The following is a 22687-nucleotide window of genomic DNA, read 5'->3' as shown; positions in this document are numbered from 1 at the left end:
GAATCTCTTTCGTTAGATTTCTTGTTGGATGTAATGCAGCACGCTTTGCAGGGCGGTCTGCATGTAGTCTTTGTCTATGGAAAAAAGCACCTCTTTACCTACTTTTTCACTCTTCAATGCTCCTCCTTGCTGCAGCACCTTAAGATGATGGGTGATGGCGGTCCGGCTCAGGTCCGAGGCGCTGACGATCTGGCTGATGCTCAAGCGCTCGCCGGGTTCGAACGAAAGCAGGATGCGCTGGCGGTGCGCATCGCCAAGCGCGACGAATAGATCGGAAATGTCCTGCCATTCGGTTGGGATATTGACGGGCGTTTTCATAACTAAATAATTAGTTATGTAGTGATGATTGTCAATAAGTTTTTTTCAAAGATCGTTCGCGATTCGCTAATATGCTGGTGTAGTTCGCAGGACATGTTGATGCCTGTGGATGCTTGAGAATAATGAGAACCAACCCCTGGCGGTGTTAAGTGAGTGAAAAGCTTTTGATGCAGGTAAATGATACGGTAAGCCTTTGTGAAAAGATCACGGGCGATGGATTCAGCTTTGTCCCGGGGCAACAAATAAAAGCATGGCTGCTGGCTTCCAATCCTGACGCGTTATCAGACTGGCAAGCATTCGACGCCAGCTGGGACGGGATGCCCCTGGATGAATACATGGCGGATGGCGGGCGCTACCGCCGCCGCCGCTTTGCCACGCTGAGCGCCGAAGCCGCAGGCCCTATCGTGCTGGAGCCGCACCAGCCGCATTACCAGAGCCGGGAGTACAACTCGCTCAATGGCGGGATTGCGCGCATCTACGAACCCATACCCTCCAGCCTGATCCATGGGCAGACAATGCAGGGCATCTTGCAGCTCAGCCGCGACTTATTCAGCCGCCTGCGCCCGCAGGCGCGCTGGCATATCGAAGCGCACCAATTCCGCATAGAGGCCAATCAGCAGGAGCATGGCCAGCCTGCGCCCGAAGGCGTTCATCGCGACGGCGTGGACTATGTGCTGGTCATGATGGTCAAGCGCGTCAATATTTCCAGCGGCACCACGACCCTGCACAACCTGGATAAAGTCGTGCTGGACAGCTTCACCCTCACCAACCCGCTGGACTGGGCGCTGGTGGACGACCGGCGATGTATGCATGGCGTGACGCCTGTCGAGCAGATCGACCCCGCCATGGCGGCATACCGCGACGTCCTGGTGGTGACGTTTACTGATAAGAGCAGCTAACAGCGCTCTTATCTGTCGTTGTCGTCCTGCCTTGCCATGCTATTTTGTACTGCGCTGTTTTGTATTCCCCGTTGCAGAGTGCCTGGCCAGGAACGCTTCGCTGAGTTTCGTTGGCGGCCCTAAGTCCTGAAAGGGATGTGTTCGTGTTCCTGTTGAACCTGGTGGGTGCAGTATTGAGAGTATTTCGCTGAGCGGCAGCAGTTTGCTCTGTCGGCGAAAGTGAAGGAATATGGACTGTTCAATTCATCATATTGTGATGCGTTTCTTGTTATTGAGCCTCCTGCTGGTGAGCGGGCAAGGCTTTGCCGAGCCTTTGGAAAAGGTCAGGCTGCAACTCAAGTGGTATCACCAGTTTCAGTTCGCCGGCTATTACGCGGCCCAGGCAAAAGGCTTTTACCGTGAGGAAGGCCTCGATGTCGAGATCGTGGAAGCGGACATGGCGCACTCTTCCATCGAGCGCGTTGTCTCCGGCACGGCGCAATACGGCATCGGGGATGCCGAAATCGCCATCGCCCGCCTGCACGGTAAGCCGATCGTGGCACTCGCCTCGATCTTCCAGCATCCTCCCCACGTACTGCTGAGCAAGAAGTCCAGCCATATCCGCAGCCCTGCGGACCTGGTGGGCAAACGCATCATGCTGGCGAATACCGAATGGCGCGACGCCCAGCACCGGGCATTGCTGCGCAAGCATGGCATTGACATGCAGGAAGTCACCATCCTGCCACACAGCGGCAGGCTGGAGGATTTGCTGGAGGACAAGGTGGACGCCATCTCCGCCTATGCCACCGTCGAGCCCTTGCGCATGGCGGAGCTAGGCGTCGAAACCTCGATGCTGATGGCGATGGATTTCGGCGTCGATTTCTACGGCGACACCCTGTTCACCACCGAGTCCGAGCGCAACGCGCATCCGGACCGGGTGGAGGCCTTTCTGCGCGCGAGCCTGAAGGGCTGGAAATATGCGCTGGCCAATCCGCATGAAATCGCTCAGCTGATCGTGCACATGCCCTCCGCCAGGAAACCGGCCCCCAGCTTGAAACAGCTGATGTACGAAGCCAGGGAGATGGAGCGCTTCATTCTGCCGGATGTGGTTGAGCTGGGGCGTATGACGCGTGCGCGCTGGGAATTCATTGCCCGCATGTTTGTCGATCTCGGTCTGATCGAGCCCGGTTATTCACTTAATGGATTCCTCTTGAAAGAGGAGGAAGACACCACGCATCTGGTCAAGTGGTTCGCGGGCGGCGCGTTGCTGGTGAGTCTGGCTGCGGGCCTGGTATTGCTCTGGAACCTGCAAATCCGCAGAAAGGTGCGGGAGCGCACGGAGGCATTGCATGCGGAAATCCATCAGCGGAAGCTGGTCGAGATGGAACTGGAATCCAGCCAGGAGCAAGTCAGGTTGACTTTCCACAGCGCCTCCGCTGGGATCGCCATGATTTCCATCGAGGGACGGTTTCTGCTGGTGAACCCGGCTTTCTGCGACATCGTCGGCTATTCCGAGAATGACTTGAAGAGCCTGCACTGCCATGACCTGGATTATGGGCAGAATGACCTGGAGGCATGGAAAAACCGGCAGCGCCTGTTGGAGGGCGAGATCGACCATTCGGTAGTGGAAAAGCGCTACAGGACGAAGTCCGGCCGTTCTGTCTGGGTGCGCATCAGTGCGACCCTGGTCAAGAACCCGGACGGCAGTCCGCGCAACCTGATCAAGGTGGTGGAAAACATCGAGCAGCAAAAGCGCCAGGAAAGCCTGCAGGTCGAGCAGCGGCACCTCTTGGAGCGCATTGCCGCCGGCGCCGTCCTCGACGACGTGTTGGTGGCGACAGTGGCGTTGCTGGAGGAGCAATATCCGGACGTGCTGTGCTCGATCATGTTGCTGGACAAGCCGGATACGTTCGGCAGAAGCATTGCGCTGCGCTTGCCGAAACGTTATCTGGACAAGCTCAAGGGCTTGCAGATCGGTCCTTCGGTCGGCTCTTGCGGTACGGCGGCGTACGAGCGCCGCACGGTGGTGGTGGCGGACGTTCAGCAGGACCCGTTGTGGACGGATTACCGCGACCTGGCCAAGCGCTACGGGCTGAGGGCGTGCTGGTCGATGCCGATCTTGTCGAGCAGCCAGCAGGTGCTGGGCACATTCGCCGTGTATGGCCGCGAGGTGCGCGTGCCCGAACAGCGTGAAATGGAATTGGTGAGCGCATGCTCGCATATCGTCGGCATCGCGATCGAGCGCCATCACTCCGAGGAGCAGCTCAAACTGCTGGAAACCAGCATTGCCCGGCTCAACGACATCGTGCTGATCGCCGAGGCCGATCCAGAGGGCATACAAAGCCCGCGCCTCATTTTCGTCAACAAGGCGTTCGAGCGGCTGACCGGCTATACGGCCGAGGAGGTGCTGGGCAAGGACCCCGGCCTGCTCGACGGGCCAGGCACGCAGATGGATGAAATGCGCAGGGTGAAGGCCCTGCTCAAGCAGGGCGAATCCGTGCGCACCGAGCTGATCAATTACAGGAAGAACGGCGATGAGATCTGGCTGGAAATGGATATCCTGCCGATAGCGAACAACGCCGGGGTGTTCACGCACTGGGTCGCGGTCGAGCGCGACATTACCGAGCGCAAGGCGGCAGAGAGCAGGATCCAGCATCTGGCGTTCTACGATATGCTGACCAACCTGCCGAACCGGCTGCTGTTGCTGGACCGGCTCGAGCAGGCACTGCTCAACAGCATGCGGCTCAAGCGCTCCGGTGCCCTGCTGTTCCTGGACCTGGACAATTTCAAGACGCTCAACGACACCCATGGCCACGATTTCGGCGACATGCTGTTGGAGCAGGTGGCGCAACGCCTGCTCGGCAGCGTGCGCATTACCGATACCGTGGCGCGCCTGGGCGGGGACGAGTTCGTGGTGGTGTTGGAGAACTTGAGCGAGCAAAGCGGCGACGCGGCGCAGGAGGCCAGCCTGGTCGCCGACAAGATTCTCCTGGCGTTGAGCCAGCCGTTCGGGTTGTCGGGATATGAGCATTATTCGTCCTGCAGTATCGGGGTCGCCTTGTTCTGCATTGAGCAACAGGTCACTGTGGATGAATTGTTGAAACGGGCCGACTTGGCCATGTACGAGGCAAAAGCCGCCGGGCGCAATACCTTCCGTTTCTTCGACCCGGCGATGCAGGCATTGATCACCAAGCGTGCCGCCATGGAAGAAGACTTGCGCCAGGCCTTGCGGCGGGAAGAAATGCGCCTGTACTACCAGCCACAGGTGGACAGCCACGGCCAATTGCAGGGCGCAGAGGCGTTGATACGCTGGGAGCACCCGCAACAAGGCTTGCTCTCCCCGGCAGCATTCATCGAGCTCGCCGAGGAAACAGGCCTGATCCTGCCGATTGGCGAGTGGGTTCTCAAGACCGCATGCCTGCAGCTGGTGGCTTGGGCAGAGCGTCCGGAAACTGCAAACTTGGGCTTGTCTGTCAATGTGAGCGCACGCCAACTGCACCAGCATGATTTTATTGACCACATATTTGAGATCCTCAAGGAGACGGGAGCCAATCCGCAACTCCTCAAGCTGGAGCTCACGGAAAGCACCCTGGTGGAAAATATCGAGGACATGATCGTCAAGATGAATACCCTCAAGGCCATGGGAGTGAGCTTTTCCATGGACGATTTTGGTACGGGATATTCATCATTGGCCTACTTGAAGCGCTTGCCGTTGTCCCAGCTCAAGATCGACCGCTCGTTCGTACGGGACGTGCTGGTCGACAGCAATGACGCCTCCATCGTGCAAACCATCATCGCCCTGGGTCAGGGCTTGGGGATTGAAGTGGTGGCGGAAGGCGTGGAAAGCCGCGAGCAGCAGCTGTTCCTGGCGGAGCATGGCTGCCTGGCGTATCAAGGCTATCTTTTCGGCAAGCCGCAACCGGTCGAACAGCTTGAGCGCGAGTTTGGCCTGGCTAGAAATTGACATCAGGCCGGTTTTTGGGAACTATTCCTCTGGATGTGTGCAATTTTTCACATATCTTCTGTATTCACACGAGGAGAAGTGCCATGAAAAAAATACTATGTTCGGGTGTTGCTATGCTTGTGCTTGCCGGATCGGCATTGAGCGTGCAGGCGGCGGAAGAAGAGTTCTACGGCGTGCTTGAAAGCCGTCCGCAAACAGCGGAAGGCACCTGGGTGGTATCCGGGCGCAAGCTGGAAGTGACCAAGAAGACCGAGCTTGAGGAAAAGCATGGCCCGCTGGTCGTCGGCGCCTGTGTAGAGGTTGAAATCGAGGACGGGCTGGTGGAGGAAATCGAAACCAAGAAGAAGGAAAAGTGTGCCAAGTAACGCAACCTTGCCATGAGGTTGCTTGAGGCGCCAGTCATCAAGCCGCGGGATTTGCCTTCTTGCATCGAGTCCCAGCAATGCGCTTGATGACTGCCCGGACCTGGCCTGTTTTACTCTGCCAGGGACATTGCCTGCCATGACGCTGCATCCGCAGAATGCCGGGGTAAAAATCTGCTTGATCCATATATTGAATCCTCCGGATTAGCGCTATGCTAATCGCCAGGGTTGCATGGGGCAGCCTGACGGCCGTCTCGGCCAACTTCACTATTTGTCTGAAGATTGAGCAATCATGCAAGAATCCGCTTCTGCCATTGAGATTGCGCGTCAAACACTGATACAACTTTCCTCGCGCAAGATACCGCCCACGCCGGACAATTTCCGTATCGTCTATGATGAAATTGCCGGGGTGAAATCCATGGATAGCGCTGCCGAGCTTGCCAATGCCTTGGATGAGGTGCTGCTCGTCGCAGGCGTGCAGAGCCCGAAATACCTGGCTGCGGCGCAGGCGATCAAGCAGTCGGTGGATGCCCGCAACTGGCCGCGCTTCAAGGAGCAGTTGGGCAACCTGCTGCCGCAGGCGGCGGCAAAGGACGATGTCACCTGGCCCGCGGCATTGCGCCATTTGCTCAAGCAGCTGGAAAGCAGCCACAGGGGCATCACTCTCAGCCGCAAGCGCGAGGGCTTGCAGCGCTTGCTGAACAATTTCGAGCAAGATCCTGCATTGCCGCAGAAAATCCACGCACTGGCGAGCTCATGGGGGGCAGGCATCAGCGAGGACTTGGTGGACGGCGCCCAGCAGGAGGGGGCGGCAGTACAGGAATCATCCCCAATGCAGGCCGGCAATGAGCAGGAACCGGCACGCACCTATTATGCGAGGATCGCCGACCATTGGCGCAATATGCTGATGCGCACGATCAACCTGATCGTGATCCCCCAATTGGCGGCCTGGCCTGAAATGGCGAAGAAGGCGGAAGCCTTGCTCGAGGATATCCGCCTCGCCTATGCGGAAAACGATGTGCTGAAGCAGGCGGAAAGCCTGAAAGCTGTCCTGTTCACATTGGAAATGCACGGGGATACCCAGCAGCGCACCCATGAAGGCCTGCTGCAATTGCTGCGCCTGGTGGTCACCAGCATGAACGAGCTGGTGATGGAAGATCAATGGCTGCACGGGCAGGCCATGATCGTGCAAGAACTGCTGCAAAAGCCGTTGTCGCTGGATATGCTGTACGACGCGGAAAGCAGCCTCAAGGAGCTGATTTTCAAGCAGGGGCAGCTCAAGCCCCGCTTGCTGGACGCCAGGGATTCCATGAAGAAAATGGCGGAGGTCTTTGTCGGCCGCCTGGCGGACCTGGTGGACAGCACCAATGAATACCAGGAGAAAATCGACGGCTACAAGCAGAAAATCACCGAGGCTGAAGATATTGTCGAGCTGAATGCGCTGATCGACCGCATGCTGGAAGATACGCGCAGCATCAGCTTCAATATCCGCCAATCGCGGGAGATACTGACAGAAACCCAGCAGCGCGTGGTGGAGTCCGAACGCCTGGTGCAGGAGCTGACTGCCAAGCTGGAGCATGTGAATGAAGTCGCGCATGAGGATTTCCTCACGGGTACGTTGAACCGGCGCGGCATGGAGCAGGCGCTGGAGCGCGAGTTCGACCGGGCGAACCGCCATGCCACGCGCTTGAGCCTGGCGATGATGGATATCGACCATTTCAAGCGCCTCAACGACAAGCTCGGCCATGCGACGGGCGACAAGGCCTTGGTGCATCTGTCCAAGGTGATCAAGGAATCCTTGCGCAGCACCGATGTGCTGGCGCGTTATGGCGGCGAGGAGTTCATCATCATCCTGCCGGGCACGGGAGAGGCCGAGGCCGTGGAGATCATGAAGCGCGCGCAGCGCGACCTCACGCGCAATTTCTTCATGCACGACAATGAGCGCGTCTTGATCACCTTCAGCGCCGGCGTCGCGGAGCGCGAGCAGGACGAACCGGCTCAGTCGTTGCTGCCGCGGGCGGACAGGGCCCTCTATCGCGCCAAGCAGGCGGGCCGCAACCTGGTGGCCGGCGCGGCCGATATCGCCAAGTGATGTTCACCGAGATTGCCTATGGTTCCGACCTCTACCGGCAGAGCCTGCATTTGCGGGAGCAAGTGTTGCGCATCCCGCTCGGCCTGACGCTGAGCGCCTCGGACATGGCCGGAGAGGATCAGCAAAAACATTTTGGTATCGTCGAACAACACGCATTGCTGGCTTGCCTGGTGATCAAGGCCGGGCAGCAGCCATTGGCGAAGCTGCGGCAAATGGTCGTAGCCCCCGCCATGCAGGGGCGAGGATTGGGCAGGCTGCTGGTGGATGCCGCAGAGCTGTGGCTGCGGCAGGCCGGATTCGACCAAGTCGTATTGGATGCGCGCGAAACCGCGATCGGCTTTTACCAGTCGTTAGGATACCGTGTCGATGGCCCTGTATTCCAGCAGGTGGGCATCCCTCATCGCTGCATGTATAAGCTGCTGGCATGACCCGTGCATGGGTTAATGATGGCTGCTGGAGCCCTGCCGTGCTAGCATGACGCATCCGCTGCCATGAGGCGTGGCGCTGTCACCGCGGTTCGCCGCATATCATTTTTACTGGCCTGAATACAAAGCAATTGATTACACCTGAACGCCTGAAGTACCTGGCACTGGGCATGCTCATCCTGTTGGTTGCCGGCATTTTTATCGGAGGGGAAGCGCCCGGGGCAGGATCGTTGTTCCCGTCGCCTTGGGATAAAGTCGTGCATTTCTTCGTCTTCGGCACTATCGGGGTGCTCGCGGGCCTGGCGTTTTTACGGCTGCCGCTGGCTGCCGTCTGGATCATCGTCGTGGCCCTGGGCGCTGCCGATGAGCTGCACCAGTTGTATATTGAGGGGCGGCAAGCCGGCCTGGACGACTTGCTGGCAGATGCACTGGGAGGCTTGGCCGCATTACCGGTGCTTGCCTTGGTGCGGCGCTGGCTGGGCCAATATTCGTGACCTTGGGGAAATAGTCTTAATCTGTGCCATAGTGTCATGAGGGCGGCGCATTCTTTACAATACCGACATGACCCCTGACGTTTCACCTTATCCGCTACGCAATATTGCGTTCCTGAAATTGCTGGCCTTCCGCGTCAGCATCACGTTTTCCTACCAGATCATGGCGGTGGTGGTGGGCTGGCATGTCTACCAGATCACGCGCGACCCCCTGTCGCTGGGCCTGATCGGTTTGGCCGAGGTGGTCCCCTATTTCTGTACTGCCCTGTTCGCCGGTTATGCCGTCGACCATTATTCGCGCCGCATGTTCGGCGTGATGGCGTGCATCGTGCTGGTGATCAACGCCCTCGTGCTGGCGGGGATCGCGGCCGGGTGGTTGTGGCATCCCAGCGAATCGTCGCAATTCATTTATCTTTCGATTGCCTGCGTCGGTTTTGCGCGCGCTTTCATCGGCCCGTCCTATAGCGCCCTGTTTGCACTGGTATTGCCGCGCCAGCAATTCGCCCGGGCGGCCAGCATCGGCAGCTCGGTACTGCAGACCGGGCTGGTGCTGGGGCCGGCGATCGGGGGCGGGGTGATCGCCCTCGCGGGAATCAGCACGGCTTACGCCTGTTCCGCAGTGTTCGCAGGGGTCGCCGTCGCCGCCATGCTGAGCCTGCAGGTGAAGACGCCGGTTGTCGAGGCGGATGCGCCAATCTTTGCCAGCATCGCCCAGGGCTTGCGCTTTGTATTCAGCAACCAGGTTATGCTGGGTGCGCAGGCGCTGGACATGTTTGCCGTGTTGTTTGGCGGCGCAGTCGCCATGCTGCCGATGTTTATCCATGACGTGTTCCAGCACGGGCCTGAAGGCCTGGGCATCTTGCGTGCCGCCCCCGCAGTCGGCGCGATAGCCACGGGCATCTGGCTGACTCACCACCCGGTCAATCGCCGTGCCGGGCGGATATTGCTGGTAGCAGTGGCAGGGTTCGGGCTCAGCATCATTGCCTTCGCCTTGAGCAGGAATTTCTGGCTTGCATGGTTTCTGCTGCTGATTTCCGGTATTTGCGATGGCGTGTCGGTCGTGGTGCGGACGACCATCATGCAACTGGTCACCCCGGATGAAATGCGCGGCCGTGTCTCCGCGATCAACGGCATATTCATCGGCTCCTCCAATGAGCTGGGCGCATTCGAATCGGGAATGGCGGCCAGGCTGATGGGCTTGATCCCTTCCGTCATTTTCGGCGGGGCGATGACAATTGCGGTAGTGGGCGCAGTAGCGCGTTTTGCGCCCAAGCTGCGCCGCCTCAATATGCGCGACTTGCATTGACCTATTTAAGACCGCAGCCGCCTAACGCTGAGTAGGGAAATGCGCCGGGTCGCTCAATGCCTGGACAATTTCGTCATACACCAGGCGGATACGCTCCGGCACCGGGCCGCGGCGCGGACGGTAGACATTCAAGTCCCAGGCCGGCGCCACGAACTCGTCAAGCACGCTCACCAGTTCTCCGCTTTCGAGCTGCGGTATCACCAGCGGGGCGCCGATCTGGGCGAAGCCGACGCCGTCCAGGGCAAGCGACACCTCGCTATCGGAATCGTCGGTGATGAAGCTGGCCTGCCGGGGGTTGATCTGCTGCCCGTCGGCGAAGAACCAGGGCCAGTTCTTCCCGCTGCTCTTGTCGACGAGGGCGATGGTGGGGACGTGATGCAAATCCTCCAGTTGCTGCGGCGTGCCTGCGCGTGCCGCCAGCTCCGGCGTGGCGACGACGAGGAACGATACCTTGGCGAGCGAGCGGGCGACAAAACTGCTGTCGCGCAGCAATCCCACCCGCACCCCGATATCAATCTGCTGTTCGACCACGTCGCTGTGCATGTCGGAGAGGCGCAAGTCGATGGTGATATGCGGATGCTCCCTTGCAATACGTCCTAGTATGGGTTGCAGGAAACGCCTGCCGATCACGACCGGGGCGGTGATGCGCACCACGCCGCCTATATCCCGCTCCTGCCGCTTGCCGCTGGTCATGAACAAATCATCCACGCCGCTGATGGCGTCGCGCCCGCGCAGGGCCAACTGCTCGCCAAACTCGGTGATGCGTATCTGCCGCGTATTGCGGTAGAACAGAGGTTCTCCCAGCAGCGATTCCAGCTCCTTGACCGCGCGGGTTACCGCCTGCGGCGAGATGCTGAGCCGGGCGGCGGCCTCCTTGAAGCTGGAGGCCTCGGCGGTGGCACAGAAGATACGCATCATTTCCAGGCGGTTGAGCATAACGGTTCCGGTTGAAAGTCCAGCCCTAATTATTCCATAAAATGGAATTCTAAAATAAGCATATTTCCATTTATAGAATAGGGGAATTTGCGCATACTCGGCATATCCCATTGATAGCAAACGGTATATTTAATCGTATATAGCGTTTGCCGGTTGCAAAAAAAGAAAGGAATTCACATGGTAACGCTGGACATCAACGGCAAAAGCCAGCAGCTCGATGTGCCGAACGATATGCCTTTGCTGTGGGCGATCCGCGATATCGCACAGTTGACCGGGACCAAGTTCGGCTGCGGCATGGCGTTGTGCGGGGCATGCACCGTGCATCTGGACAGCGAGCCCGTCAGGGCTTGCGTCACCCCGGTCTCGGCCGCGGTGGGCAAGAAAATCACGACGGTCGAGGCCGTGGGCGAGGACAAGGTCGGCAAGGCGGTGCAGGCGGCCTGGCTGGAACTGGGCGTCGCCCAGTGCGGCTATTGCCAGGCTGGGCAGATCATGTCGGCGACCGCGTTGCTGCGCTCCACGCCCAATCCCACGGACGAGGATATCGACGAAGCCATGAGCGGCAATATCTGCCGCTGCGGCACTTATCCCCGCATCCGCGCGGCGATCAAGCTTGCCGCCAAGGAGGGTGCGAAATGAGCCAGGAACTGGTATTGGACCTACCGGACCTCAGCCGCCGGCGACTGCTCAAGGGCATGGGCCTGGCGACCGGCCTCGCCCTCACGATCGGCCTCAACGGCCTGGTGCGAGCCGCAGTGGAAGAGCCCAAGAAATACGGCGGCGACGCCATGCCGGGCGGCCTCAAGGAAGACGTGCTGGTATTCGTCTCCATCGGTACGGACGGCATCGTCAACATCGTCGCGCACCGCTCGGAAATGGGCCAGGGCGTGCGTACCAGCCTGCCCTTGGTGGTGGCTGACGAGTTGGAGGCGGACTGGGCGCGGGTCAACGTGGTGCAGGCCGAGGGCAACGAGGCGCGGTATGGCAATCAGAACACCGACGGCTCGCGCAGCATGCGCCACCACTTCGAGCCTATGCGCCGCATCGGCGCAACGGCCCGCATGATGCTGGAAGCCGCCGCTGCCGCCACTTGGGGCGTGCCTGTCAGCGAAGTGCAGGCAAGGCAGCATCAGGTCATCCACAAGCCTAGCGGCAAGACGCTGGGTTACGGCGAGCTGGCGACGGCAGCGGCCAAGATTCCCGTGCCTGCGAAAGCGCAATTAAAGCTCAAGCCGGCTTCGGAGTTCCGCTACATCGGCAAACAGAACACGCGCAATATCGATGGCCAGAAAATCGTCACCGGCACCACGCATTACGGCATCGATACCAAGCTGGAAGGCATGCTGTATGCCGTGGTGGCGCGGCCGCCGGTATTCGGCGGCAAGGTTAAGGCGTTTGATGCCAGTGCTGCGCTCAAGGTACCGGGCGTGGTCAAGGTTGTCGAGCTGAAAAGCAGCAATTTGCCGCCACTGTTTCATCCGCTGGGTGGTGTTGCCGTGTTAGCGAGCAATACCTGGGCAGCTATCAAGGGACGCGAAGCACTGAAGATAGAATGGGATCACGGTGCTAATGCCAGTTATGACTCAGTGGCTTTCCGCAAGACGCTAGAAGAGGCTGCGCGCAAGCCAGCCAAGGCGGTGCGTAACAACGGCGATGCCGTGGATGTGCTGGCCAAGGCCAAGCAGACATTTGCAGCGGAGTATTACCAACCGCATATTGCCCACAGCACTATGGAGCCGCCAGCCGCGACGGTTCGCATCACCAATGGCAAGTGCGAGGCCTGGGCCTGTGTGCAGGACCCGCAGGCGACTGTGAATGCCGTGGCAGGTCACCTGGGTTTCAAGCCTGAGAATGTTCGTGTCAATGTCACCCTGCTCGGTGGCGGTTTCGGCCGCAAATCCAAGCCGGATTTTGTGGTGGAAGCCGCCCTGCTTTCCCAGGCGATGGACGGCAAGCCGGTTAAGGTCACCTGGACGCGCGAGGACGACCTGCACCACGACTATTTCCATACGGTCTCGCTCGAGCGCATCGAGGCCGCACTGGATGCCAAGGGCGTGCCGACAGCATGGCTGCACCGCACGACGGCGCCCACCATCGCCTCGACCTTCGTCGAGAACGCCAAGGGCGGCGCGCCGTTCGAGCTCGGCATGGGGGCGGTGAACCTGCCGTTCAACATTCCCAACATGCGGGTCGAGAGTCCTGAAGTGCCCGCGCACACCCGTATCGGCTGGTTCCGCTCGGTGTCCAATATTCCGCACGCCTTTGCCACCCAGTCCTTCGTGGCCGAGCTGGCGCACAAGGCCAAGCGCGACCACCGCGATTACCTATTGGACCTGCTCGGCCCCGCGCGCAAGGTCGCCCCGGACAGCATCTCTGATAGCTGGAACTACGGCGAGTCGCCCGAGCGCTACCCGCTGGATACCGGGCGCATGCGCCACGTGGTGGAACTGGCCACGCAGAAAGCCGGCTGGGAACGCAAGCTGCCCAAGGGTCACGGCCTGGGCTTGGCGTTCTGCTACAGCTTCGTCACCTATGTTGCCGCCGTGGTCGAGGTCGTGGTGGGCGATGACGGCGAGATCAGCATTCCGCGCGTGGACATCGCCGTGGATTGCGGTCCGCAGGTCAACCCGGACCGTATCCGCTCGCAGGCGGAGGGAGCGTGCATCATGGGCGCCAGCCTGACGCTCACGGGAGAGATCAGCTTCAAGAACGGCGTTGCCCAGCAGAGCAATTTCCATGAGTACCAGGTGATGCGCATAGAAGAGGCGCCGCGCGAGATTCGCGTGCATCTGGTCGAGCACAAGCTGGATGTGCCGCTGGGCGGCATCGGCGAGCCTGTGACGCCGACGATCGCCCCTGCGATCTGCAACGCCATTTTTGCCGCGACGGGCAAGCGCATCCGCACGTTGCCGATCCGCGACCAGTTGAAGGCATAAGCTCATGCATGCCCCTGAGCAGGAACTGCTGGAGCACGCCATCGCCTGGTTGCAGGCGGGCCATCGCGTGCATCTGTGCACCGTGGTGCGCACCTGGGGCTCGTCGCCGCGCCTGCCGGGCGCCATGCTGGCATTGCGTGACGACGGACAGTTGCTGGGCTCCGTTTCCGGCGGCTGCATCGAGGACGAGCTGATCGACCGGGCGCGCCACGGCCGCCTGCCGGAGGTGAACGGCTTGCTCGAATACGGCGTCAGCCGCGACGAGGCGCAGCGGTATGGCATCCCTTGCGGCGGCCGCCTGCAGATTTTCGTCGAGCAGGTGACGGACACCGGTGTTTTGCTGCCGGTCTTGGACAGCCTGCGGCAACGCAGATTGCTGCGTCGCTCCGTCCGGCTCGGCACCAATGAAGTTATGCTTGGCGAGGCCATGCCGGGTGCAGTGGCTTGCCTGGAGGATGGCTGGTTCCACCATTATTTCGGGCCGCAATGGCGCTTGCTCGTCATCGGCGCCAACCAGCTGGGCGCCATGCTCGCGAGCATGGCGCAGGCGCTGGAATTCAATGTGCTGTTGTGCGACCCGCGCGAGGAAATCCGCGCGCAATGGCAGGTCGATGGCGTGCAATGGTGCGAAGGCATGCCCGATGACGTGGTGCTGGAGATTGCGCCTGACGCCTATACCGCGATCGTGGCGGTGACGCACGACCCCAAGCTTGACGACATGGCCTTGCTGGAGGCATTGCGCTCGGAAGCCTTCTACGTCGGCGCGCTCGGCTCCAGGCTCAACCAGGATAAGCGCCGCGAGCGCATGCGCATGTTCGACCTCAACGAGGAGGAAATCGGCCGCTTGCACGGCCCGGTAGGCTTGCCGATCGGCAGCCGCACCCCTGCGGAAATCGCGGTCGCGATCCTGGCCGAGATCATCCAGATCCGCTCGCAGCAGCGTGCAGCGGCGATCACCAGCCAGTCGATTGCAAATGCGCTGTCGGCAGGCAGCGCTTGCGCCAGTTAAGAGCGGAGAGGCGAACAAAACTTTCCTGGCGTCGTTGCCCTGCCATACTGCTTCTTGTACTACCTGAAGCGGAACGCCTTGCCAGGACCGCTTCGCTGAGTTGTCAGCCGCTCTGGGACATCCTAAACCAAGCCGCTACATTGCTTTTACTTTCTTCCTGCAGGCTTGTCCGGTCAGGGTTGCGGCAATAAGCGCTGCAGTTCCTCCCAGGTGTCGAAGTCCTGTAGGATGCCCGGGTCCTCGCATTCCAGTAGCCGTATCTCGTCTGCATGGCGGCGCAGCACCGAGCGTGCGCCCTCGTCGCCGGTCAAGCCCGCCAGCTCTGCAAAAAAACGCCTGCCGAAGCCTACTGGGTGTCCGCGTACCCCTTGGTACGCAGGCGCCGCAATATGGGCGCCTGCCGCGAGCTGTCCGGCAACGGCGGCAATAGTCTCCGGGCGGATGAACGGCATATCCGCCAGCGCTACCACGACGGCATCCGGAGGCGCAGGCCGTAAAAGGACATGCCGCACGGCGGCAGCCAGGCTGTCGGCCATTTCCTGTTGCTCGGGCTGGCAGACGAGGATTTCCAAGCCGATGCCTGCAAGCAAGGCGGCAAGCTCGGGAGTCTCAGGCCTGACCACGGCCAGGCTCTCGGGCAAGGCCGCGAGGAAGTGTTGCGCGGAAACGATTGCGGTCGGCTGTCCCGGCTGTAACGGGTAAAGCAGCTTGTTGCCATGGGTGAAGCGACGGGAGTGGCCGGCCGCGAGCAGGATGCCGGTAACGTTCATGTCCTGCCCAGTATCAGCCCTAACATCCGTCGGTAGCCATATGCGATATGCCCAGGCGGGCGACCTCGGCCACATCCTTGCTCAACAGCAGCTTAGCGTCCTGGAGCGCGTCGAGCGAGAACCACCCTGTCTCCAGGGCATCGTCGGCGGGAACCGGCGTGCCTGAAATCCACCGGCATAGCACCGCGATCAAGATGAAATGCTGCAGGCTAGAAGGCTGAGCATCGCCGGAGAATGCATCCAGCGCCGTCAGGACACTGATCGCCTTGCCCTCGATGCCGGTTTCCTCGAGGAGCTCGCGGGTGGCGGCCTGCTCGATGCCCTCGCCGATGTTGATCTTGCCGCCCGGAAATCCCCAATAGCCCGCATCAGGCGGGTTGGCGCGCCTTACCAGCAATACCTCACGGTCATGGGCGACGACGGCGATGGCGGCGGGAACCGGGTAAGGCATCAACGCGACGGGGATGGATTGGCAGGGACGTCATGCAGGTCGGCGGGTCTCACTAGGATGCGTCAGGCGGCCGGTTCTGCGGGATTCTCTTCGGGAGGAGTGGCGGCTGGCGCTGCTTCCGGCTTGGGCTTGCGCGGCTGTTTGCGTCGCGCTTCCAGGGAGCGTGCCTGTGCGGCATCGCGTGCCGTGACCTCTCCTGCCTGGTTGCCTTCGAGGTCGACGCGAGGCGCCCCCTCGACGATGCTGGCCCAATAGCGCGTGCCGCGGCACCAGGTCTTCACCGCATCCGTGATTGCGGCTTCTTCCAGGCCGATTTCCTTGGCTTTCGCCAACAGTTCCTGGTGGATGCCGATCTTGAGCGGCAGCTTGGGCGCCGGGTTCTTGGGGAATGTCTTGGGAAAGTGCCTTTGCAGCCTGCCTATGCTGAGCACCACGGGGTCGACCGGGTTCTCCTTCTCCGGCTTGCGCGGCGCGGCGGTCCTTGGCTTTGCCTGGGGCTTGGCCGGACGTTCCGTCTTGGCCTTGGCTGCCAGTTGTTTTTTCAGTTCTGCGAGTTGTTCGAAGCCCATGATGGTGTTTTGGAAACAAAAACGGGATTCTACTACTGAAAGCTGAGTAGCCAGAAGGTTATTGCATTCCCCAGCGTTGCAATCTTGCTTGCTCTATCAGCAATGCTGCATATCCCGGCGGAAAGCGCATGTCAGGCTTCTTGTACCTGTGTATCCAGTGCCTGTTTCAAGCGGTAGATAAATTCCCTGCGCACGCTGCTCTTTTCCGATGGCTTAACCTGGAAGCGGGCGCGCAGCACGGCGGTTTCGTGGTCCATCTGGTCGACGCCGGCCACTTCGAGGTCGCCTTCAATCTTGTTCTGGTAGGCTTCTTCCGCACGCAATTGCTTGCCGATTTCACGCATGGTCTGCAGGATGCGGCTGAAATCGCTGGCGATCGGCACCTTGATGTCGATCACGGCATAGGCAAAGCCGCGGCTCATGTTGCTCACGGTGGTGATGACGCTGTTGGGGATGAAGTGCACGGTGCCTTCATAGTCGCGCAGGCGGATGTGGCGCAGGGTGACCTCTTCTACTGTGCCTTTCTTGCCTGCGGCTTCAATTGAATCGCCCTGGCGGATCTGGTTTTCCAGCAGCATGACCAGGCCGTTGAAGTAATCCTTGACCAGGCTCTGCGAGCCGAAGCCGACGGCCACGCCGACGACACCGGCAGCGGCGAGCACCGGCGCGAGCGAGATGCCGAACTCGTGCAGGACCTCGATCACGGCAATGCTGCCGATCACGGTGGAAGCGATGTAGCTGATGACGCGTCCCAGGGTCTCGATGCGCTTGAGCTCCTCCAGGTTCTGCTGAGCATGCGCGCGCAATCTGCCCTTGAGCAGGCGGATCGCCTTGTTGCATAGCTGCACGAGGATGATGGCTGCAAGGACGATGAACAGGATGCGCAGGCCGGACAGGATCAGCGGGATGATGTTCTCGGGCACGCCTAGGGAAGCGAGGAATGATGGCATGGGTTTCCTTTTCTGGGTTAGAGCTGTAGCCAATAAAAGCCGAGCGGCGGGATTTCCAGGGTGCCGCTCCTGGTGGAGAGGGATTTCCCGCTATAGAGATCCTTGGCCTCGCGGCGCTCGAACAGGTTGACCGCCTCGAGCTCCCTGAGGTTCATGGTTTGCGGCGAGACGTCGAAATTGGCGGTCACGAGCACGCGCGAGTGCAAGCCGCGCGATGTGAAGCGCAGGAAGGTGAACAGGTGCGGGTTGCTGGTCTCGAATATCTCGCGGTTGTTGAGGTCGGCAAAAGCGGGAATTTGCTTGCGTACGGCCAGTATTCTCTGGATGGCGGTAAAGATGCGGTTTTCCACCGTGCCCGGCTCATGGCGGCGGGCAGCCTTGTTCCAGTCCAGGGCGGGGCGATGCACCCAGCGGCTGTCGTGGTGCTTGTTCTCGTCGTCCAGGTAGGTGTTGTCGTTGAGGGTGCCGATCGAGTCCCCATAGTAGAGCAAGGGAATGCCGCCGAACGAGGCGATCATGCTGTGCAGCAGGATGATGGTGCGGATGCTGACGTCGATGGCATGCTCGTCATTCTGCAGCAGCGCGGTTTCCAGCCCTGCCAGCGAGGCCAGCGAGCCCGAGATGCGCGCGTCGCCGGTCTTGGGGTTGACGCCGAAGGCGACGCCGGTGGCCGTGGAGCCCGGGTAGGCGCCGGTATAGTAATCGACCAGGAAGCGGCGGTGCGCTTGCGGATCGTAGCCCGAGGCGCGGATGTCGTTGTCGTCGAACCCCAGGCCGATGTCGTCATGACAGCGCACGTAGTTGAGCCAGGTGGCGCTGTCGAGCTTGGTGGGCAGGCTGCGCAGCCCGCGGTTGAGCAGTAAGGTCTTCTTGGTGGCGACGGCTTCCCACAACAACGCCATATAGGTCGCGTTGTAGGCGATCTCGCATTCCTTGGCGTTGACCGCATCCTCGCCGAAATACTTGATGATCTCCAGCGGGGCGACAATGGCCTCGGCGATGAACAAGGTGCCCGGCGCGGTGACCTGGCAGCAGTCCTTCATGAGCTGCAGGATGAGGTGCGCTTCGCGCTCGTTCTGGCTGGCGCTGCCGATCTTCTTCCAGAGGAAGGCCACGGCGTCGAGGCGCACCACGTCCGCGCCATGGTTGGCCCAGAACAGGATGATGTCGATCATCTCGATGAAGACGGCGGGGTTCTTGTAGTTGAGGTCCCACTGGAAATTGTTGAACACCGTCATCACCCAGCGGCCCATCTTGTCGTTCCAGGTGAAATTGCCGGGTGCGGTTTCGGGAAACACCTCGGGCATGGTCTGCTCGAACAGGTCGGGGATTTTCCGGTCTTCGTAGGTGTAGTAGTACTCCTGGTATTTCTTGTTGCCTTTCTGCGCCTTCAGCGCCCATTCGTGTTCATCCGAGGTATGGTTCACCACGACGTCGAGCACCAGCAGCATGTCGCGGCTGCGCATGTCGGCGCTCAGGGCGTCGAGGTCGTCCAGCGTGCCGTATTTCTCGTCGATCTTGCGGAAATCGCGCACGGCATAGCCGCCGTCGTTGCGTCCCTTGGGACCGTCGAGGATGGGCATGATATGGACCAGGTTGATGCCCAGTTCCTGCAGGTAATCCAGTTTCTCGTGCATGCCTTTCAGGCTTTGCGCGTATTCCTGGCAATAGAGGGCGTATCCCGCGAGTTTCTGGCTCAGGAACCATTCATGGTCCTTCTCGCGCGCCAGGTCGCGCTGGCGGAATTCCTGGGGACGGTTGACGTATTGCTTCGCCATGACGGCCACCAGCTTGTGCATTTGCAGGCGGAAATCGCGCCGGTCGCCATAAAGCTGGTGGAACAAGGAATGGATGGCGTAGAAATTGGCGCCCAGGCGGATGTAGAAGTGTTTGAGGTCTTCACATCCTACCTTGGGGTCGAGGCCGATCAGGATATCGTTCAGCAACGAGTGGGATACTTGTTCATACATGCCGGTTCACTTTCTTGCGGTGACGATGATGCTAGTGCTCGTTAACGGGAATGGGCTCGATTTCATCGAAGCGGTAATGGGCGATGCCCTCGAGGATGCCGGCCGCATAGCGTCCCTGGGCGAAATAGACTTGCTCCATGCCGCGCAGCTCGTCCAGCTCTTCGCTGTGGTTGCCGACCACTACGCCCAGCGTGTCGCCCACCAGCATTTCGTGGTCGTTGCCCGAATCCCCTGCCACCAGGAAGTGCCGGACCGGCACGCCCCACTTGTAGGCCAGGTAGCGGATGGCATGCCCCTTCGAGGCGCGGATGGGCAACAGGTCGAGGAACTCGTTGTGCGAATAGATCAATTGCGCGAACAATTGCTGGTCGTGCAGGCGGCGGTTGATTTCCTCGACCGGCAGCATCTTGTCCGGGTCCGCGATGTAGCTGAGCTTGAACTCCCGCTGGTTCTCCTGCGCTTGCAGCGTCAACCCCGGAAATTCCTTCATGGCTTCCTCCAGCGCGTCGCGCCGCCATTTGTGGCGGATATGGTTGGCCCAGCCGGTATCGGGGATCAGGCGCGCGCCGTAGTGGATCTCGCTGCCGACGGAAGTAATCAGCACTTCCGGGACGGGCACCTGCCATTGCTTGAGGATATCGACCGCGCTATCGATGGTGCGGCCCGTGGCGATGCCGAAAGCGAACTTGCCCTTGCGCTCCTTGAGCCAGTTCACCAACTGGCGCAACGAGCGCCTGTCGCCCAGCAAGGTATTGTCGATGTCGCTGATCAGCGCGGAATTGACCAGCGGCATATAGGCCTTGCCCGAATCCAGCGTAATGACCAGCTGGCGGCGCCAGCGCTTGCGGTCGCGCCGCAGCACGTGGCGCACCTGCTTCATGTAGGTGTTCACATGGGCCGGCCAGTTGTAGTGGCGCCTGATGCCCGCCAGGCCGTTCTTGGCCCAGGTGCGCCAGCGCTTCTTGTCCGACAGTACTTCCTGCAGGGCCTCGGCGATCGCGCCGCTCTCCAATGTGTTGGCGAGCAGGCCGCTGCGGCAGTTCTGCACGATGTCGCGCGGGCCGCCATCGTCCGGCGCGACAAATGGCAGGCCGCTGGCGGCGGCCTCGATCAGCGTAAGGCCGAACGGTTCGGTGAGGGCCGCGTTGACGAAGACCCCGCGGCGGCGCGCTGCGAGGCGGTAAAGCTCGGGGATGTCGTCCTGGGATACGTGCTTGGGAATGGCGACCTTGCCCCACAGGTCGTAGCGGTCGATATCCAGCAACAATTCCTGCATGACTTGCTGTTGCGACTCTTCCAGGTCGCGGATGTCGTCGCGGGTGCCCGCCACGATCAGCAGGTTGGCTTGCTGCTGCAGTTCCGCGCTTTCGCCAAAGGCGGCGATCAGGCCCTTGAGGTTCTTGCGTACCTCGGGGCGGCAAATGGTCAGGATCAGCGGCTTATCGGGGTCGGAAAAAAAGCGGTCTATGCTCTCTTGCAATCCGGAAGAGATTTTCCTGCGTCCGGGCGGCGAGAAGCGCGTGGTGTCGGTACCGGGCGGAATGACACGGAAGCGCTGGTGGTCGAAGTGGCGATACAGGCTGTATTGCTCGTCAATCTCCTGCTGCGTGCTGGTGATGATCATGGAGGCGTGTTCGAGCACGGATTCCTCCGCGGCAATGCGGCGTTCGAAATTGAACTGGCGCTCTATGCTGGACGCCTTGCGGCCCGAGGCGAGCAGGCGTTCGCGCTTGGTGTGGCCGAGGGAGTGCCCGGTATGCACCTGCGGGATGCCGAGCAGCAGGGATAATTGTTGCCCGACATAACCCGCATCGGCGTAGTGGGTATGCAGCAGGTCTGGCAGCCGCCCGCCCTGGTTGCGCAGGAAGTGCAGGCACTGGTCCACCATTTGGTCCAGGTGCGGCCACAGGGATTCCTTGCGCAGGTAACGCTTGGGGCCGCAAGGCAGGCGGACGATACGGGCATTCTGCTCGAGCTGCTCCTCGGGAATGCTGTAGTCCTCCGGCAGGCTGTCGTCATCGATGCGGCGCGTGAGCAGGTCGACTTTTTCCACCAGCGGGTGCTTGCCCAGCGCGCGCGCCAGTTCGACCACATAGGTGATCTGGCCCCCGGTGTCGGCATCGCGGCCCAGCTCCAGGTTTTCCGAGCGGATCAGCCCATGCATGCTGATCATGAGGATGTAGATAGGGCGTTCGTCCGGAGCGCTCATAGCTGCCACTCCTGCTTGTACGGCGCATAGAACTCCATCGAGGACGGCGCGGCCCCGCGTACCCCGCACAGCGCGGCTGCAAACTGGTTGGCGCGCGCGAGGGTCACGTCGGCAGGCCATCCTTTGAGTATGCCGAGGATAAAGGCCGAGGCGAACGCATCGCCGGCACCCACCGTATCGACAAAAGTCTTGGGCGGCTCGGTGCCGTCAACGGTGATGACCTGCCCGGCCCCGTTCATCAGCCATCCTCCTTGCTCGCCTTCCGTCACCAGCAGCAGATCGAGGTTGAAGCGCTTGATCAGCGCGGCGGCATGTTCATGCGGCGTGCGCCCAGGCAACCGCAGCATTTTCACCAGCGTGGCCAGTTCCTCGTTGTTGAGCTTGACGAGGTCGGCGCGCAACAGGGAACGGCGCACCGTATGCTTGTCGTACCAGGGGTCGCGCAGGTTGATGTCGAGAAAGCGCGGGCTGGTGCCGTAGTTGAGGAAGTTGTCCACGGCCAGGCGCGATTCCATATTGCGCTGGGCCAATGTACCGAAATACACCAGGTCGGGTTTGGTTGCCATGGTGACCATGTGCGTCACCCCGGCATGGATGTAATCATAGGCCTGGGAAGGCAGGATCTCGAACTGATGCCCCTTGGGGGAAATGTGGACCTTGACCTGCCCGGTGGGGTTGAAAGGGTCTACCTGCACGCCGCTGGTATCCATGCCCAGGCGCTGCATTTCGTCCAGCAGCTCGTGCCCGAGGTCATCCTGGCCAATGCGGGTGATCATGACGGGATGCAGGCCAAAGGCCTGCAGGTGGCGGGCTACGTTGAACGGTGCACCGCCCAGCACGCTGCCGTCGGGAAAGACATCGGCGAGCACCTCGCCGAAAATGGCAACCGCATGGCCGTTGTTTTTCTTGAAGTCGCGTTGAGGTAATGCCACTGCTGCTCCTTTATTTATTATGTAGAGCGGCTGACAAAACTATCGGTCGCATTGCCTTCCCGCCGTTGACGATCGGCTGGCTAGGCTGCCAGGCTGAGTTTTGTGAGTCGCTTGTTCTG

Annotated in this window: 19 protein-coding genes; 10 read left to right on the top strand and 9 right to left on the bottom strand. The window is 60.7% G+C overall.

Translation table 11 applies throughout. The features are described 5' to 3' along the window. Positions 1-12: 12 nt before the first annotated feature. Positions 13-318 carry an ArsR/SmtB family transcription factor gene (locus ACKF11_RS05490; RefSeq protein WP_309565877.1) on the bottom strand — a complete coding sequence of 102 codons (306 nt, stop codon included), beginning with the start codon at positions 316-318 and terminating at the stop codon, positions 13-15. A gap of 149 nt (positions 319-467) precedes the next feature. Here ACKF11_RS05490 and ACKF11_RS05485 point away from each other — a divergent pair, with 149 nt between their 5' ends. The 7 genes from ACKF11_RS05485 to ACKF11_RS05455 all read left to right on the top strand — a co-directional run bounded on the left by ACKF11_RS05485 (position 468) and on the right by ACKF11_RS05455 (position 9836). After that, positions 468-1217, top strand: coding sequence for a 2OG-Fe dioxygenase family protein (locus ACKF11_RS05485; protein ID WP_407996264.1), 750 nt, complete (start codon positions 468-470; stop codon positions 1215-1217). A gap of 256 nt (positions 1218-1473) precedes the next feature. Then, on the top strand, positions 1474-5160 hold the full coding sequence (locus tag ACKF11_RS05480) for an EAL domain-containing protein (RefSeq protein WP_407996263.1): 3687 nt from the start codon (positions 1474-1476) through the stop codon (positions 5158-5160). Between the two features lie 83 nt (positions 5161-5243). Next, positions 5244-5525, top strand: a complete 282-nt coding sequence (locus tag ACKF11_RS05475; RefSeq protein ID WP_407993396.1) for a DUF5666 domain-containing protein — start codon at positions 5244-5246, stop codon at positions 5523-5525. 289 nt (positions 5526-5814) lie between these two features. Continuing rightward, a complete protein-coding gene (locus ACKF11_RS05470) occupies positions 5815-7614 on the top strand; it encodes a GGDEF domain-containing protein (RefSeq protein ID WP_407996262.1) in 1800 nt (599 codons plus the stop codon). Further along, positions 7614-8042 (top strand): GNAT family N-acetyltransferase, encoded by a 429-nt coding sequence (locus ACKF11_RS05465; RefSeq protein WP_407993394.1) that lies wholly within the window; start codon positions 7614-7616, stop codon positions 8040-8042. Before ACKF11_RS05470 ends, ACKF11_RS05465 begins: the two co-directional genes overlap by 1 nt. 128 nt (positions 8043-8170) lie before the next feature. Continuing rightward, positions 8171-8533, top strand: coding sequence for a VanZ family protein (locus ACKF11_RS05460; RefSeq protein ID WP_407993393.1), 363 nt, complete (start codon positions 8171-8173; stop codon positions 8531-8533). Positions 8534-8600: 67 nt separating this feature from the next. Beyond that, positions 8601-9836, top strand: a complete 1236-nt coding sequence (locus ACKF11_RS05455; RefSeq protein ID WP_407996261.1) for an MFS transporter — start codon at positions 8601-8603, stop codon at positions 9834-9836. Between the two features lie 21 nt (positions 9837-9857). Here ACKF11_RS05455 and ACKF11_RS05450 read toward each other — a convergent pair whose 3' ends face one another. Beyond that, a complete protein-coding gene (locus ACKF11_RS05450; RefSeq protein ID WP_407996260.1) occupies positions 9858-10772 on the bottom strand; it encodes a LysR family transcriptional regulator in 915 nt (304 codons plus the stop codon). A 177-nt stretch (positions 10773-10949) separates the two neighbouring features. On the opposite strand from ACKF11_RS05450, the gene ACKF11_RS05445 reads away from it, so the two are divergent. The 3 genes from ACKF11_RS05445 to ACKF11_RS05435 are packed head-to-tail and all read left to right on the top strand — an operon-like array spanning position 10950 to position 14717. Continuing rightward, positions 10950-11411 carry a (2Fe-2S)-binding protein gene (locus tag ACKF11_RS05445; RefSeq protein ID WP_407996259.1) on the top strand — a complete coding sequence of 154 codons (462 nt, stop codon included), beginning with the start codon at positions 10950-10952 and terminating at the stop codon, positions 11409-11411. Next, positions 11408-13708 (top strand): xanthine dehydrogenase family protein molybdopterin-binding subunit, encoded by a 2301-nt coding sequence (locus tag ACKF11_RS05440; protein ID WP_407996258.1) that lies wholly within the window; start codon positions 11408-11410, stop codon positions 13706-13708. Before ACKF11_RS05445 ends, ACKF11_RS05440 begins: the two co-directional genes overlap by 4 nt. Positions 13709-13712: 4 nt before the next feature. Beyond that, a complete protein-coding gene (locus ACKF11_RS05435) occupies positions 13713-14717 on the top strand; it encodes an XdhC family protein (protein ID WP_407996257.1) in 1005 nt (334 codons plus the stop codon). 173 nt (positions 14718-14890) lie between these two features. Here ACKF11_RS05435 and ACKF11_RS05430 read toward each other — a convergent pair whose 3' ends face one another. The 7 genes from ACKF11_RS05430 to ACKF11_RS05400 form a co-directional block, all read right to left on the bottom strand. After that, positions 14891-15487 carry a nucleotidyltransferase family protein gene (locus tag ACKF11_RS05430; RefSeq protein WP_407996256.1) on the bottom strand — a complete coding sequence of 199 codons (597 nt, stop codon included), beginning with the start codon at positions 15485-15487 and terminating at the stop codon, positions 14891-14893. Between the two features lie 19 nt (positions 15488-15506). Then, positions 15507-15938 carry an NUDIX hydrolase gene (locus ACKF11_RS05425; RefSeq protein WP_407996255.1) on the bottom strand — a complete coding sequence of 144 codons (432 nt, stop codon included), beginning with the start codon at positions 15936-15938 and terminating at the stop codon, positions 15507-15509. A 62-nt stretch (positions 15939-16000) separates the two neighbouring features. Continuing rightward, on the bottom strand, positions 16001-16507 hold the full coding sequence (locus ACKF11_RS05420) for a ProQ/FinO family protein (RefSeq protein WP_407996254.1): 507 nt from the start codon (positions 16505-16507) through the stop codon (positions 16001-16003). 131 nt (positions 16508-16638) lie between these two features. Then, positions 16639-17457 carry a mechanosensitive ion channel family protein gene (locus tag ACKF11_RS05415; protein WP_407996253.1) on the bottom strand — a complete coding sequence of 273 codons (819 nt, stop codon included), beginning with the start codon at positions 17455-17457 and terminating at the stop codon, positions 16639-16641. 17 nt (positions 17458-17474) lie between these two features. Then, complete coding sequence (locus ACKF11_RS05410; RefSeq protein WP_407996252.1) at positions 17475-19427, bottom strand: amylosucrase; 1953 nt, start codon at positions 19425-19427, stop codon at positions 17475-17477. A 31-nt stretch (positions 19428-19458) separates the two neighbouring features. Then, a complete protein-coding gene (locus ACKF11_RS05405; RefSeq protein WP_407996251.1) occupies positions 19459-21636 on the bottom strand; it encodes an HAD-IIB family hydrolase in 2178 nt (725 codons plus the stop codon). After that, positions 21633-22568 (bottom strand): carbohydrate kinase family protein, encoded by a 936-nt coding sequence (locus tag ACKF11_RS05400; protein ID WP_407996250.1) that lies wholly within the window; start codon positions 22566-22568, stop codon positions 21633-21635. The genes ACKF11_RS05405 and ACKF11_RS05400 overlap by 4 nt, the downstream gene beginning before the upstream one ends. Positions 22569-22687: the final 119 nt, after the last annotated feature.

Source organism: Methylobacillus draconifructus (genome assembly GCF_045984385.1).
In the GTDB taxonomy this organism is placed as follows: Bacteria; Pseudomonadota; Gammaproteobacteria; order Burkholderiales; family Methylophilaceae; genus Methylobacillus; species Methylobacillus flagellatus_A.
The sequence above is the reverse complement of the archived record's forward strand: the minus strand, read 5'-3'. Positions and strand labels throughout refer to the sequence as shown.

Bases quoted from the DNA above. Each gene is read 5' to 3' on its own strand.
- ACKF11_RS05490 (WP_309565877.1), bottom strand. From the start codon at position 318: ATGAAAACGCCCGTCAATATCCCAACCGAATGGCAGGACATTTCCGAT.
- ACKF11_RS05480 (WP_407996263.1), top strand. From the start codon at position 1,474: ATGCGTTTCTTGTTATTGAGCCTCCTGCTGGTGAGCGGGCAAGGCTTT.
- ACKF11_RS05475 (WP_407993396.1), top strand. From the start codon at position 5,244: ATGAAAAAAATACTATGTTCGGGTGTTGCTATGCTTGTGCTTGCCGGA.
- ACKF11_RS05470 (WP_407996262.1), top strand. From the start codon at position 5,815: ATGCAAGAATCCGCTTCTGCCATTGAGATTGCGCGTCAAACACTGATA.
- ACKF11_RS05465 (WP_407993394.1), top strand. From the start codon at position 7,614: ATGTTCACCGAGATTGCCTATGGTTCCGACCTCTACCGGCAGAGCCTG.
- ACKF11_RS05455 (WP_407996261.1), top strand. From the start codon at position 8,601: ATGACCCCTGACGTTTCACCTTATCCGCTACGCAATATTGCGTTCCTG.
- ACKF11_RS05450 (WP_407996260.1), bottom strand. From the start codon at position 10,772: ATGCTCAACCGCCTGGAAATGATGCGTATCTTCTGTGCCACCGCCGAG.
- ACKF11_RS05445 (WP_407996259.1), top strand. From the start codon at position 10,950: ATGGTAACGCTGGACATCAACGGCAAAAGCCAGCAGCTCGATGTGCCG.
- ACKF11_RS05440 (WP_407996258.1), top strand. From the start codon at position 11,408: ATGAGCCAGGAACTGGTATTGGACCTACCGGACCTCAGCCGCCGGCGA.
- ACKF11_RS05435 (WP_407996257.1), top strand. From the start codon at position 13,713: ATGCATGCCCCTGAGCAGGAACTGCTGGAGCACGCCATCGCCTGGTTG.
- ACKF11_RS05430 (WP_407996256.1), bottom strand. From the start codon at position 15,487: ATGAACGTTACCGGCATCCTGCTCGCGGCCGGCCACTCCCGTCGCTTC.
- ACKF11_RS05425 (WP_407996255.1), bottom strand. From the start codon at position 15,938: ATGCCTTACCCGGTTCCCGCCGCCATCGCCGTCGTCGCCCATGACCGT.
- ACKF11_RS05420 (WP_407996254.1), bottom strand. From the start codon at position 16,507: ATGGGCTTCGAACAACTCGCAGAACTGAAAAAACAACTGGCAGCCAAG.
- ACKF11_RS05415 (WP_407996253.1), bottom strand. From the start codon at position 17,457: ATGCCATCATTCCTCGCTTCCCTAGGCGTGCCCGAGAACATCATCCCG.
- ACKF11_RS05410 (WP_407996252.1), bottom strand. From the start codon at position 19,427: ATGTATGAACAAGTATCCCACTCGTTGCTGAACGATATCCTGATCGGC.
- ACKF11_RS05405 (WP_407996251.1), bottom strand. From the start codon at position 21,636: ATGAGCGCTCCGGACGAACGCCCTATCTACATCCTCATGATCAGCATG.